12 protein-coding genes are annotated in these 13,440 nt (G+C 61.2%); all 12 read left to right on the top strand.

Features of this window, described 5'->3' with window-relative positions:
* Positions 1 to 129 precede the first annotated feature (129 nt).
* Positions 130 to 2,136 carry a right-handed parallel beta-helix repeat-containing protein gene (locus AB1792_09440; protein MEW5702439.1) on the top strand — a complete coding sequence of 669 codons (2,007 nt, stop codon included), beginning with the start codon at positions 130 to 132 and terminating at the stop codon, positions 2,134 to 2,136.
* Positions 2,137 to 2,277: 141 nt separating this feature from the next.
* Positions 2,278 to 3,045 (top strand): hypothetical protein, encoded by a 768-nt coding sequence (locus AB1792_09435; GenBank protein ID MEW5702438.1) that lies wholly within the window; start codon positions 2,278 to 2,280, stop codon positions 3,043 to 3,045.
* 100 nt (positions 3,046 to 3,145) lie between these two features.
* Positions 3,146 to 4,156 carry a hypothetical protein gene (locus AB1792_09430; protein MEW5702437.1) on the top strand — a complete coding sequence of 337 codons (1,011 nt, stop codon included), beginning with the start codon at positions 3,146 to 3,148 and terminating at the stop codon, positions 4,154 to 4,156.
* 675 nt (positions 4,157 to 4,831) lie between these two features.
* The gene (locus AB1792_09425) at positions 4,832 to 6,580 is read left to right on the top strand and encodes a tetratricopeptide repeat protein (protein MEW5702436.1); all 1,749 of its coding nucleotides are present in this window, start codon (positions 4,832 to 4,834) and stop codon (positions 6,578 to 6,580) included.
* Positions 6,581 to 6,625: 45 nt separating this feature from the next.
* A complete protein-coding gene (locus AB1792_09420; protein MEW5702435.1) occupies positions 6,626 to 7,345 on the top strand; it encodes a hypothetical protein in 720 nt (239 codons plus the stop codon).
* 103 nt (positions 7,346 to 7,448) lie between these two features.
* Complete coding sequence (locus AB1792_09415) at positions 7,449 to 8,189, top strand: MotA/TolQ/ExbB proton channel family protein (protein ID MEW5702434.1); 741 nt, start codon at positions 7,449 to 7,451, stop codon at positions 8,187 to 8,189.
* 3 nt (positions 8,190 to 8,192) lie between these two features.
* Positions 8,193 to 8,699, top strand: a complete 507-nt coding sequence (locus tag AB1792_09410; protein MEW5702433.1) for a biopolymer transporter ExbD — start codon at positions 8,193 to 8,195, stop codon at positions 8,697 to 8,699.
* A 101-nt stretch (positions 8,700 to 8,800) separates the two neighbouring features.
* Complete coding sequence (locus AB1792_09405) at positions 8,801 to 9,400, top strand: biopolymer transporter ExbD (GenBank protein ID MEW5702432.1); 600 nt, start codon at positions 8,801 to 8,803, stop codon at positions 9,398 to 9,400.
* Entirely contained in the window at positions 9,397 to 10,152 is a 756-nt protein-coding gene (locus AB1792_09400; protein ID MEW5702431.1) for a TonB family protein, read from the top strand. Before AB1792_09405 ends, AB1792_09400 begins: the two co-directional genes overlap by 4 nt.
* Before the next feature lie 293 nt (positions 10,153 to 10,445).
* Positions 10,446 to 11,828, top strand: a complete 1,383-nt coding sequence (locus tag AB1792_09395) for a pyridoxal-phosphate dependent enzyme (protein MEW5702430.1) — start codon at positions 10,446 to 10,448, stop codon at positions 11,826 to 11,828.
* Between the two features lie 160 nt (positions 11,829 to 11,988).
* The gene (locus AB1792_09390; protein MEW5702429.1) at positions 11,989 to 13,131 is read left to right on the top strand and encodes a cystathionine gamma-synthase; all 1,143 of its coding nucleotides are present in this window, start codon (positions 11,989 to 11,991) and stop codon (positions 13,129 to 13,131) included.
* A 125-nt stretch (positions 13,132 to 13,256) separates the two neighbouring features.
* Positions 13,257 to 13,440: DUF302 domain-containing protein (locus AB1792_09385; protein ID MEW5702428.1), on the top strand; the 184-nt coding region annotated here is incomplete at its 3' end.

Below are 13,440 nucleotides of genomic sequence, written 5' to 3'. Positions count from 1 at the left end.
ACTCAGCGGCGTCCCATGATCCTCGTCCATACATCCGTCCTCCGTCCCCTAATCTGGCCCGGAGAACCGACGCAAACCATCAACTTTTAGATGCTAAATCTGTCCGACTGGAGCTGAAACAGGACACCGATGCTACCGCCGAAGAGAATGCGCGTCAATAGCTTTCCGTCGATGGCCGTTGATACCACGGGCGGTGGCAAAGGGATCGTCTACTTGGTATGGGCCGACCGAAGATACGGGGATTCCACTGGCGACGGCGACTCAGACATCCTGTTCATCAAGTCCCAGACCGGCGGTGACACATGGGAAGACACCCTTAATCCGATTCGGATCAACAATGATACGCGCGGCAACGGCCGCGACCAATGGTTCCCTTGGATCACCGTGGCCCCCGACCAGAGTGTCTACGTTGTGTTTTACGATTGCCGGAATGATTCAAACAACCTGATGACTGAGGTGTGGGTTGCGCGGCACGCTTGGGGGGCGCCAGACAGTGTGTGGGAGAACTTCCGGGTGAGCGACGTTGCGTTTGAGCCGTGTATCATCACGGCTTACAATATGAACGGGCAGTTCACGGGGGACTATATCGGCATTGCGTCCGGTACGGACTACGTGTATCCCTCTTGGAATGACAATCGTGTCCGTCCGCCACAAGCGACGCGTGGAATCCATCAGGCCTACGTCGGCGTCATCCCCATCACTGGTACCAGCGGGACGATCGCGAGCAACAAGGAGTGGAATCTGACCACATTGCTGACCGGGAGCGTGACCATCAATCCCGGCGTTACAGTCACCGTGAAGCCGGGTACGAAAGTCCTGGCGGACACCGCTGGTCCACCGGTGTGCATCAACGTACAGGGCAATCTCGTGATCGAGGGGTCGGGCGCACGACCGACCTTCCTCAGCAAGGCGGAGACGCCGGGCGGTTGGTATGGCATTCGAGTGATGAGTGGCGGTTCTGTTGACTGGGGTGACGGCTGCACGATCATGGACGCCACGGTTGGGGTGACGGTAGATGATGGCGCGGACATGACCGAGATTTGCGGCGTGCGGGTAGAGAACACCTCGACCTGCGGCTTTCAGCTCAGCTATCTCAGCGACAGCATACGGCTCGTGAACGACACGGTCGTTGACGTTACGTCGGGCAAGGGCATACACATCATCGACTGCAATCCGGTGATTGACTCGTCCGTAATCATCGACTGCAGCTACGGCGTCTATGCGGTCGGTTCGGCGGGGAAAGTGCGGAACGTGACCATCGAAGGGCCGGGGACATGCGGCGTGTATCACGCCTCCGGTGGGGAGCAATTCGATACACTGCGCGTGACCGGCTGCAATGTGACAGGGTACTTCTCTGGGGCACATGTGTACGCTGCCGCCAGCGGGCATTGCCGGATCGACGACTGCGAGCTGATCTCCGACACGGTCGGATCGCGCTCCCTGTTTGGGATCTTCGCGGGTGATGGTGCTTGGGTGCGGGTGCGACGGACCACGATACACGAGTATGACAGCACCGGAGTGTACTCCGACAACAGCAATGCCGACCTCGGTGTAATGCCCGACACGGGATACAACTCCATCTGGACGAGCGCCTGCGCCGGTTCCTGCGACAGTTCCCGAGTGATTCACCACTTCTACGTCGATAACTGGGGAGAGGGGATGCTCGGCGGTGAAGGGTTGGATGGTGGAGGAGGCCCGCCCCCTCCGGAGCCGGTCGCGCTACCCGCCGAGGGCAACTGGTGGGGCGACGATTCACCTGATTCAGTATGGTTTGTAAGCACCGACTACGCTCCGTGGCTGGGATCTGAGCCATTGGGCAAACGGGTGGTTCTCGTGGCGGCAAGACCGCCATTCCCCCGATCGATCACGGTCAGCCAGAACTACCCGAATCCGTTCAACGCGGTGGCGACAATCGAGTTCTCGTTGCCGACGGCGCATCATGTGCAGATCAAGGTGTTCAACGTTTTGGGGCAGGTGGTCCGCGATCTTATCGACCGGGACTACCCCCCCGGAACTCATCAGGTGACCTGGGATGGCACCGACACACGCGGTGGCCACTTGGCTTCGGGACTCTACCTCTATCGCATTGCCGCCGGGGACATGGTCGAAACCAGGAAGATGGTCCTGCTGAAGTAGGCCGACATGCCGCTGGAAGAGCCCGCAGGGGGTGACTCCTGCGGGCTTCGCTTTGCCGGCGGGCTCCCAACTCTGGTCGCTGTTTCGGCTGGTCCCGGCGGCCGGTGTATGGTATAATGTCTGGCTGAGGGCAGACCAGTCATGAAGAGCCAGTTCATTCGACATGCCAGACGCTCCGCGGCAGCGTTCTCCCTTCTGTTCCCGGTGTTCCTGACGGGATGCGGCGGCGGGGAGCCACGCGTCGACACCAAGAAGTTCTCGGCCAACTGGGATTCTGCCGCCAGCGAACACTTTACAATACTGACTCCCCCCAATTCCCCCCGCAAGTTGCCGGCACTTCAGGCATTCAGCGAGGTCTGCGAAGATGTGCTTTCCCAGACCAGGCGAGTGATCGAACTGAAGGACCCGGGGCGGCTGTCCATCTACCTGTTCACGACGAACCAGGATTGCGAAGCGGCGACCGGCCACAGCGCCAGCTTCGTTGAGGGGAACAACATCTTCACCCGCTTGGGAGCACCGATCGGTGGTGTGATCGCGGAGGCCGCCTGCAATTCCATCGATCCGGGTGCCCGGTCTTTTCCCTTGGTGCGTAACGGGTTGCGCGTTCTGTTCGACCAGCGCGACCGCAACATCCACACGGACGCAGTTCGTCTACGCGCGGCTGGACGATTGCCCACAATGACTGATCTGCTTGGTGGCGGGGCGATCCAGGATGGCGAGGCTTATGACTACGCCAGCGGCTCTCTTGTGGCATTTCTGCTGGCCCGATATGGGCCGGACCAGTTCAAGATGCTCTGGAAGAGTGTCTTGGATCTGAAGCCCTCTCTGGAACGGATCTATGGCGGCACGATGCCCCAGATGGAAGAAGAATGGACGAAGTTCCTGGATCGTGAGGCCAAGCGCGCATAGCACTCTCCCCGACGCGTCTTGGCCGGGACCCGAACGACCACCGGGTAGTACCGGACTGGACGCTGCGGGCAAAGAAACTCCCTCTCCCGTGAGGTGCTCTATGCATAGACACATTCGGAGTGTTGGTCGCGCCGTCGTCGTAGCGGCGCTCTCACTGTGTACGTTCGCCTGTGGCAGTGACAAGGGGAACGGCACTCCAGTCGAACAGCCGTACAACAGGATTGCGTTCACGTTCTTCTCCGCCGGGCCGCTCGAATCTGACAATCTCGTATACCAGGTTTGGGCCCAGGCGGTGTCAGGCTCGTTGACGGCGCAGACGGGATCCACCGTTTCGCTTGGCCGGTTCCGTCTCCGCGTCGCCCAGCCGGGCGGAGATACGTTGATGTACACTGAAGGCGGGACGCTCATTGCCGGCAACACGCTGTCCGGGCTGCCGGTCGACCTCGGAGACTATGACTCTCTGTTCGTGACCATTGAGCCGTCCCCGGATACCGATACGCTCCCCTCGGGGTCCGTCTATCTGCGTGGCGATATTCCGATCAAACACGGAAACACCATCGGCTCTCTGAACTTCCCCGTGAGTCAGTTACTGAGCGTTCGCGACAGTCTCTCGCGCTTCATCTTCGCTACCCCCACCGACGAAGACCCGGACAATGAACTGTCCGGCGTGTGGTTTGTCGGTGTTGAACGTAGTCAGGGATTGCATGACTTGGTTGCCCTGCCCAGTGGTTGGATCTATGAAGGGTGGGCGTGGCATGGGATTGGTGCGCAGAGAATGGCATATTCGACTGGCCCGTTTGCCGATCCCGCCGCCAGCGATATGGACAGCTCCCATTCCGGCCCCCTGCCGGGCCTCGGATTCCCCGGGGAGGATTTTCTTGAGAATCCCCCTCCCGGGGCTCCGGCGTTCCCACTGTCCTTTGCCAGCGGTGATGGATTCGCCATCACGATCGAGCCGGTTCCTGATCCCGACCCATCCCGACCTTTCCCGTTCGCGATCTTCACGTCGTACGACGACCTCGTGCCGGGATCGTCGGACCTCAACTGGCTGGATGGTCATCCGGAAGCCGTTCCCGTTGCTCAGTCGCTGTTCATCCAGCAGGAGGAATAAACCCGCCAGCGGTGCTGTTACCACGGCATCGCGGCCTTGGTGATTCCACAGGAACGGCTCACTTCAGGAATGCGTCCCGCCGTCACCACGATGGCCGGGCAGTACCCCGATGGCGGCTTGCGGTCCCGCACGGAGGTGGACGGCACCAGGGTCGTGACGGCTCATGGTGACAGGGGAAGTCCGGCTACGGTGGCCCGATCACGATCTCGTTGTCTCGTTTTGTCATACGATCCGATTGCTGGTCCACGTTTTGTTTCCCGGCGGAAATATTCCCCGAGATCACCGGTAGAATCTCTTGGGGGAGGGTGGTGAGAAGGGGACCATCGAGGGCAAATGATGGCCGGCGCCGAGTCGACCCTCTGGCGGTCTGGCGTTGGGGCTTCGCCGTCTTTCTGCTGGTGTTGGGTGCCTGGCTGGTCTGGAAACAGCCCCAGATCGGAGGGGCGTCCGGCCGGACTCTCGGGTGGGTGGTGATCGGATATGCCGTCGTGCGGACCTTGTTGTCGCAGCTTGGCCGGATGGGGTGGGGACGCTCTGGCGTCAAGCATTCGCCCTCCGAACGAGAATCCACTTGACTCTGAGGCCGGCCTGGGAGAAAATAACTGTCTTATGTCGCGGTGCGGCTTGAGGATGATGACGGCTTCGACACAAGGACGGAGGATTCTCGCGGGTGTCATGCTCGCGGTCCTCGTCTGTGCCGCATCTCTGGTTTGGGCGGCCAAGGCCGATTTGACGCCGGTCCGGGCGGCTCTGGCAGCGGGCGACTATGACCAGGCCTTGGCGCTCCTGCAACCGTTGATGGCGGCCGGCGAATCCTCCGGTGAGGCGTTCTACCTGCTAGGGGCGGCCCAAGCAGGCAAGGGAAACTGGACGGAAGCGGAAGCGTCGATGAATCAGGCCCGGGAGAAGAAGTATCAGGAGCCGGAAGTCTTCACGGCACTGGCGCGGGCGCTGATCAAGCTCGACCGACCGGCGGACGTCGACCCTCTCCTGGCCAAGGTCCTGTCGAAAACCAAAGACCCCAAGCAAGCGGCTGTCTACAAACACATGCTCGGCCAGGCCGCCTTGGCGATGGACAGCTTTTCCAAGGCGCAGGAGTGGCTCTTGGGGGCGCGCTTCGACGATGAAGACAATGTCGAGTATCGGGTGGCGCTGGGGGACGCGTATTTCCGCGGGCAGGTCTACCCGTTGGCCGCCAGTGAGTACGAGGCGGTCTTGGCGAGGGATTCCAGCCGTCTTGATGTCATGTACCGTCTGGCCGACACCTATTATCAACTGCGGCGATTGAACGATGCCAAGCCGCTTCTGATCACCCTGTTGGAACGGGATTCCACCTATCACGAAGCGTACTTCAAGCTGGCCAACATCTACATGATTGCCGCGCAGAGCCGCCCCGGTCCCGAGGCGCAGAGCTTCTACAAGGCGGCACTGTCGCTCTACCGCAAAGTGCGCGTCGTCGACCCGAACGCCGATCCGGTGCTGGTGGCCAAGAACATCGCCACGGTGTACTACCTCTTGAATGCCCATGATTCGGCGATCGTGGAATTGCAGCGCGCGATCCAGACCGGTGCCAGGGATCCGGAGCTCAACTTCTTCCTGGGCCGGTCCAACATGCTCCTGGGGCACTACCAGGAGGCGATAGCTGCTTTCGATGCCTATCGACAGGCGCGTGAGAGCGCCGATCCGCCCCAGCCGTGGACCGCGTCCGACGCCGAGTTGTTCTGGCGGACCGCCGTCTGCATGGAGGCGTTGAAGGACTCGACGCTGCTTCCCCAAATCGTCGACAACTACCGTCGCGCCGCCGAGCTGGACCCCAACGATGATCGCTCAATCGGTGGCCTGGCTTTGTCGCTGCACAAACTGGGCCGGTACGCGGAAGCCGCCGTCGAATTCGAGAAGCTGGTCGTGCGGCATACCGATGACGCACGCACGTTGTTCAATGCGGCTTTGCCCTATCTGCAATCGGACAACAACGAGAAGGCGGTGGAGTATCTCCTGCGCTCGGCGGCCAGCGACACGACTGCCGATGCCTCGTTCCGCCTGAAGGCGTACAAGCTGGTTGGCCCGCGGCTGATCAAGATGCAGCGCGTCGCCGACGCGCAGACGGCCTATAAGTGGCTGATGGAGCGGGAACCCGGTGTCTGCGATCACGTGCAGTGGTCCGGGTTTACGTACTTCGCCCAGAAGAACTACCCGGCGGCCGTACCGGTTTTGCGCCGGGCGCTGAAGTGCTTTGAGGCGACAGGGGAGAATCCCTGCCGTGCCAACGAGCTGCGCTGGTGGCTGGCGTACGCCCTCTACGAAACAGGGGAGAAGGACGAATCCTACAAGCTGCTGGAGAAGGTGGTCCAGTGCGATCCCAAGAACAACGACGCCAAGAATCTCAGAGACCGGATTGACGAGGAGATCGTCGAGAAGAAGTGAGGGCCGCCGCGCGTCAGTGTACGCGGGCGAACCGACGGAGTGATCATGACCAACACAGCCCCGCCAGCAAATACTCCAGGAGGCGAGCCGGCCGAGCGCTATCGCTACATCGGGTTTGAAGTCTTCCCGAAACATGCGCCGCGTTTCTGGAAGTCCGATGCCGAAGCCAAACAGTACCTGGACCGTGTCAAGGTGGGGGGCGGTGAGTCGCTGCTCAACCGCGATTTCTCCCTCCTGCAACAGGAGGCGATGTCCCGGATCGACCGGATCATCCTCACGGTGACTGCTGTTCTCCTCGTGGCGACGGTCGTGATGCCTTGGGTCGGGTATGAGACCGCCGGCAAGGCCGAGATATCGATGTCTTGGGTCAGCGCTTTGGGCACAATGTTTGGTGGGCTGGGTACAGCGTTCGGCGGCGGTTTGTGGGTCGGCTTGTCAGCCCTGCTGGTGCTGGTGCTGATGTTGGGAAGCCCGATTCTGGGTGTTTGGATCCTAATGTCCGTGTGGGGAAAGGCGCCCTCGGCGGAGGCCTATCAGGCACGCCTGCGGCGGCCGTTGTCGTACGGTCATTTTCTCTGGGGTGCCGGCGTCCTGGTCGTCATACTCTCCTTCGCCGGCGGGAGCATTCCCGGATACCAGGACTGGGGGCTGATCGACCCCGGCGAGAAGTATGGGATTGCGGCGCTCATGACCATCACATCGTTCGGCCCTTGGGTGGCCATGGCGATGGGTTTGGTGGCGGGCGTCAAGTCGGGGGATCTGTAAAAGTAATCTGCGGGCGGAAGATCGAATCGGGAGACAACCGGGGTCCGGCAGCCGGGCGAATGCCCGTCGGTCGTGACCGGATGATTCCATAAAGGAGGAACGAGTGAAGCAGGGTCTGTTCGTGACCATCGTGCTCGTGGTGTCCTTGGCCACGGGGATCATCATCTGGACGCAACTCCCCGCCTACCTGCGGGAGGGCGGTCCCCTCGTCGCGCTGCTGATCGCGCTGGCCGTCATGCTGGTGGCGTTCATTCTGGAGCGGCTGCTGACGTTGCGCAAGGCGCGCGGCAATACCTCCATTCAGGCATTCTTCAAGAGGGTCGTCGACTCGCTCAAGACCGAAGACTACAAGAGCGCGTTGGCCGCCTGCGACAAGCAGCGCGGGTCGTGCGCCAATGTGCTGCGGGCGGGGGTCGAGCGCTACACGCAGGTGAAGGACGACCGGACTCTGAACACCGACAAGCGCATCGAGGAGACACAGCGGGCCATCGAAGAAGCCAACGCCCTCGAGGTGCCGCTGTTGGAGCGCAACCTGATCGCCTTGTCCACGATCGCTTCCATCGCCACGATGGTCGGACTGCTGGGAACGACCATCGGTATGATCCGGGCCTTCAAGGCGACCGGCCACGCCGCCGGCGGCGTCATCGACGCCACCCAGTTGGCGACCGGTATCTCGGAGGCGCTGGTCAACACCGCCGGCGGCCTCTTCAATGCCATCGTCGGCATCGTCGCCTACAACTTCTTTGTCAACAAGGTCGACAGCTTCAACTACACGATTGATGAGGCCTCTTATGAGGTCGTGCAACTGCTCAAGTCGCGCGAAGCGCGGTCCACAGGGGCCTGAGCCATGCTGAAGAAAGGGAAACGACGGGTCGCGATCCGCATCGACATGACGCCGATGGTGGATATCGCCTTCTTGCTCCTCATCTTCTACATGGCAACGACCCAGTTCAAACCGCCGGAGCAGAAGTCGGTTATTCTGCCGATGTCGACGTCGCAGCGCGATCTGCCGACGAAGAACTTCATCACCATCACGGTGACCAAGGAGGACTCGGTCTACCTCGACTACATCATTCGCGCCAAACGGTTCGATCCCCAAGTCGGGGACTCGATCGAGATTCCCGTGCGCGAGTACACCGAGTCGACGCCGGGTGACGTGGGCGGCGAGATCCAGAGGATGCGCGCCAAGGCCCTGCAACAGGGAATCCGTGATCTGTATCTGGTGATGAAGGCCGATCGGGACGCCTCCTTCGGCGTGGTCGAGAAGATCATGGACTCGATGCAGGAGCAGAACCTCACCAGTTTCCAGGTCGTGACGGATCTCGATCAGACGCTGTCGCGAACGGGGGGCTGAACGCGGGCGTGGGAACCGCGCGCGTTGGGGCGGGTTGAATACAGTGGGACGAGAGCTTCAGAATGCGCAGCGCCGCCTGACGGCGGGAAAGGCACACAGCCATGGGCGCGGTTGATGTAGGCGAACCCAAAGCGGCAGGGAAGAAGAAGGGCTTGCGTCGTCCGAAGCGGCGGCTGGGTATCCGCATCGACATGACGCCGATGGTCGACATCGCCTTCCTGCTTCTGATTTTCTACATGGTGGCGACGATCTTTGCCCAGCCGCAGGCGATGGAGATCAACCTGCCGCCCTCCAAGGAAGAGACCAAGGCCAAGGAGTCGCGCGTCCTGACCCTGCGCGTCGACGCCAAGGACCGGATCTTCTGGAATATCGCCAAGGAAACGCCGCAGCCAGTCGAATTGTCGGCCCTGCCCAAGCTGCTGGAGGACAAGGTCCGGGAGATTCCCGAGGTCGTCACGCTCGTCAAGATCAACAAGGGGGCCCGGTACTCCCGCATGGTCCAGATTCTCGACCGCATCGAAATCGTCGAATATCGTTTCAAAGAGGCCCAGAAGGCCGCCAAGGCACGCGGGCAGCTGCCCGCCGATGAACCGGAGTTTTCCTATCGGTTTTCGCTGGCTCCCTGGACCCGGCTGGACACCAAGACGATCGCCGCCGCCACCGGGGAGTCCGAAGCCACAGAGGAGGGGACGACGCCATGAGCAGTCCGACGTCAACCGTCGCCCCGACCTGGTACGGGGCGTATGAGCTCAAGAAGAGCTACCAGAAGAACATGCTTCTCGGGGTCCTGATCGCGGCCGCGATCCACTTGGTCATCATCGGAGGGATGCTGTTCTATCAGTACCTCAAATCGCGCGGCGAGGACTTTTCCAGCGCTAGGGTCGTCGTCATCAAATCCCTGTCGGATATCGCCCCGCCGCCGTCGATGACCGCGGCCAAGCCGCAGGTCAATGTGGCCGAGCCGAACATCGCGCCGCCGTCCATCGGTATCCCCACTCCCGTCGCCGACGAGGAAGTCCAGGACAACGTGCGTTTCGCCACACGGGATGAAATGGCGGAGATTGCGGCGCCCATTGTCCAAGCTTCCCCGACAGGTGGCGGTTCCGATTCTGTTGTCGTTGACATCCCCTTGGAGGAGTATTTCCCGACTCCGGATGAGTTCGTCGCCGTGCAGGAGCAGCCGGTCCGCATCAAGGAGGAGTCGCCGGTCTACCCACAGGTCGCCGAACTCACCGGCAAGGAGGCCACCGTCTGGGTGATGGCGCTGGTCGACAAGGAAGGCAAGGTGAGGGAAGCGAGGGTCGCCAAGTCATCCGGGAGCAACGTGGGATTCGATGAGGCGGCGGTCGAAGCGGCCTACAAGTGCGCCTACAAACCGGCGATCCAAAACGGCCGTCCCGTGGCGATCTGGGTCACCTACAAAGTCGACTTCAAGTTGAAGAACCGGCGTTGAGCGATCGTGGCTGTGATTGTCAGGAACCCCCGACCTTGTCGGGGGTTTTCTGTTTTGTGTCGTGCAACTCCGACCTCTTGGATGCGATTCTCGTAGCGCGGGAGCCCTGTGCTCCTGCGGCCGTCCTGATCCTGACCGGGTTGTCAGGAGCGCAGGGCTCCTGACCTACGCATGGGTTCGCCGCGTCGCCCGTGAACGCAAGCCGGACTGCAACGGTTGACTTTCGACCGGCGGCGGCGGTTATTTGAGGTTCTTGGGGGCGTGTCGACGATGGAACACGGAGATCTGGTTACATGACTGATCGCAGATTGGACAGTATCCTCGCCGCCGTCGGGGGAACTCCCATGGTCCCCCTGCGGCGGATCGGGGCCGCCCTCCTTGTGCCGCTCTGGGCCAAGGTGGAGTTCACCAATCCCGGCGGTTCGATCAAGGACCGCATGGCGATCTACATCATAGACAAGGCAGAGAAAGAGGGGTTGCTGAAGCCGGGTGGAACCATCGTGGAAAACACGTCCGGGAACACCGGCGTCGGCGTGGCGATGGTCGCCGCCGTGCGTGGGTACAAAGCGGTCTTCACCATGCCCGACAAGATGTCGACTGAGAAGGTCAATCTCCTGAAGGCCTTCGGCGCCCGTGTGGTCATCACGCCGACCAATGTCCCCGCCGATTCTCCGGAGTCGTACTACGAGACCGCCAAGCGCATTGCCCGCGAAACACCCGGGGCATTCTACCTGAACCAATATCACAATCCGGATAATATAGAATCCCACTATGCCACGACCGGGCCGGAGATCTGGGATCAAACGGAAGGCTTGATCGACTGCCTCATCGCCGGCATAGGCACCGGCGGCACATTATCGGGGGCGGGTCGATTCCTCAAAGAGAAGAACCCCAGGATCACGATCGTGGCCGTCGATCCCGAGGGCTCGTTGTTCTACGGCTGGTTCAAGGACCGCACGCTCGGCGAGCCCAAAGTCTACAAGGTCGAAGGGATCGGCGAGGACATGCTCACCGGGGCGATGGACTTCTCCGTCGTGGACGACATGGTGCAGGTCAACGACCGGGAGTGCTTTCTCATGGCCCGTCGGCTCACGACGGAGGAGGGACTCTTCGCCGGCGGATCATCGGGAGGCGCGGTCGCCGGCGCCCTCAAGTACCTGAAAGATCATCCGGAGTTTCGTTGCCCGGTGACGATCCTCCCCGACTCGGGCTCGCGCTATCTCTCCAAGATCTACTCCGATGAGTGGATGCGCGACAACGGCTTTCTCGATGAGCAGCCCAAGCTCGGCACCGTGCGCGACCTGTTGGCCGGACGACCGGCCGTTGTGGTGACTGCCGATGCTGCTGAGCCGGTGTTCAGAGTCGTCGAGAAGCTGAAGGCGCACGACATTTCGCAGTTGCCGGTCTTGGACAACGGTACGTTGGTCGGCGTGATCACCGAAGCCGACCTGCTAAAGCACATGATGTCGGGCGGACATCGGGTTGCCGAACCAGTGGCACAGGTTCCCCGGCACCCGGTACGGACCGTCACCCCGGATACCTCGTTGGGGGACGTCGCGGAGGTGTTCTCTTCCGGCAGGCACGAGATGGTCGTTGTCCTGGAGGCCGCCGCGATCCGCGGTGTTGTCACCCGGATCGATCTGTTGGATTACCTGGCAAGGACGTTCAAGTCATAGACTGTCCAACCGGATGAGCACACGGGACAATGCCTTCACCCCAAGCCCTTCGAACGGCAGAGTGGCAGTGACAACCTCTCCCTCCGTCGGATGAGGGAACGGTCACTCAGGATATCTGAATCACGTGTCTACTTGCGATAGTGACTAACTGAGGTACCCCATGCGTTTCGAGACACTTGCCATCCACGCCGGGCAGGCACCGGAGCCGCAGACCGGCGCGATCGTCGTGCCGATCTTCCAGACCGCCACTTATGCGCAGCGCGCCATCGGTGATCATAAAGGGTACGAATACTCCCGAACACATAACCCCACGCGCAAGGCGTTGGAGGACTGCCTCGCCGCGTTGGAGGGTGCGCGGTACGGTCTGGCGTTTGCCTCCGGTATGGCGGCGGTCTCAACGACGATGTCGCTGTTGCAGAAGGGCGACCACGTGGTCTCCGGCGACGATGTTTACGGCGGCACGTATCGGGTCTTCGAGAAGATCTTCCGACCGTGGGGTCTCGACTTCACCTTTGTGGACACCACCGATCTGGATCAGGTGAGGCGGGCGATCAAACCAACGACGCGTATGCTGTGGTTGGAGACACCCTCCAATCCACTGCTAAAGGTCACTGATCTGCGCGCGGCCGCGGCTTTGGCACGAGAGCATCGCCTGATGCTGGTCGTCGACAACACCTTCGCGTCACCCTACTTTCAGCGCCCCCTTGAGCTCGGAGCCGATCTTGTCGTCCACTCCACAACAAAATTCCTCGGCGGACATTCCGACGTCGTCGGCGGTGCGGCGGTGACCGCTGATGACCACATCTTCGAGCGATTGTCGTTCGCACAGAACGCCATCGGTGCCATCCCCGGCCCGATGGACTGCTGGATCGTGCTGCGGGGATTGAAGACGCTCGGAGTGCGGATGCGGGCACACGAGGCCAATGCCATGGCGTTGGCTCGCTTCCTGGCGGAACACCGCCGCGTCAAACGCGTTCTCTATCCTGGGTTGCCGGAGGATCCGCACCATCAGCGGGCGAAGGCGCAAATGACCGGATTCGGCTCGCTCATCTCCTTTCATCTCGATGGCGGCGAGACCGAGGCGCGCAAGGTCTGCGCATCGACCAGAATCTTCTCACTGGCCGAGTCGCTGGGTGGGGTGGAGTCGCTCATTGAACACCCGGCACTGATGACCCACGCCTCGATTCCACGCGACATTCGGGAATCACGTGGGATCGGAGACGATCTGATCCGTCTGTCGGTCGGCATCGAGCACATTGATGATCTGCGCGATGATCTCAACGCGGCCCTGGCATCCTATTGAACCATGCGAATAGACCGATGAGATTACACGTGTTTGGAATGTAGGGGCGCATCGCGATGCGCCCGTTTGGCTGCAATCGGCCCGTTTAACACATGTATCGCCCGCTGAAACGAGGGGAGAACGAAATGAAGAAGACGAATTACGGTTACTCAGCAAAGACCGGCCTGGCCTACGATGCGGCCATCGCGAAAGTCACGGGTGAACTGCAGAAGGAAGGGTTCGGCATTCTGACCGAGATCGACGTCAAAGCCACGATGAAGAAGAAGCTCGACCTCGATTTCCGCCGCTATGTCATTCTCGGGGCCTGCA

Source organism: Candidatus Zixiibacteriota bacterium (assembly GCA_040752595.1).
In the GTDB taxonomy this organism is placed as follows: domain Bacteria; phylum Zixibacteria; class MSB-5A5; order WJJR01; family WJJR01; genus JACQFV01.
The sequence above is the reverse complement of the archived record's forward strand: the minus strand, read 5'-3'. Positions and strand labels throughout refer to the sequence as shown.

Coding starts and splice junctions, on each gene's coding strand:
- AB1792_09440 (MEW5702439.1), top strand. CDS start 130: ATGCTACCGCCGAAGAGAATGCGCGTCAATAGCTTTCCGTCGATGGCC.
- AB1792_09435 (MEW5702438.1), top strand. CDS start 2,278: ATGAAGAGCCAGTTCATTCGACATGCCAGACGCTCCGCGGCAGCGTTC.
- AB1792_09430 (MEW5702437.1), top strand. CDS start 3,146: ATGCATAGACACATTCGGAGTGTTGGTCGCGCCGTCGTCGTAGCGGCG.
- AB1792_09425 (MEW5702436.1), top strand. CDS start 4,832: ATGCTCGCGGTCCTCGTCTGTGCCGCATCTCTGGTTTGGGCGGCCAAG.
- AB1792_09420 (MEW5702435.1), top strand. CDS start 6,626: ATGACCAACACAGCCCCGCCAGCAAATACTCCAGGAGGCGAGCCGGCC.
- AB1792_09410 (MEW5702433.1), top strand. CDS start 8,193: ATGCTGAAGAAAGGGAAACGACGGGTCGCGATCCGCATCGACATGACG.
- AB1792_09405 (MEW5702432.1), top strand. CDS start 8,801: ATGGGCGCGGTTGATGTAGGCGAACCCAAAGCGGCAGGGAAGAAGAAG.
- AB1792_09400 (MEW5702431.1), top strand. CDS start 9,397: ATGAGCAGTCCGACGTCAACCGTCGCCCCGACCTGGTACGGGGCGTAT.
- AB1792_09395 (MEW5702430.1), top strand. CDS start 10,446: ATGACTGATCGCAGATTGGACAGTATCCTCGCCGCCGTCGGGGGAACT.
- AB1792_09390 (MEW5702429.1), top strand. CDS start 11,989: ATGCGTTTCGAGACACTTGCCATCCACGCCGGGCAGGCACCGGAGCCG.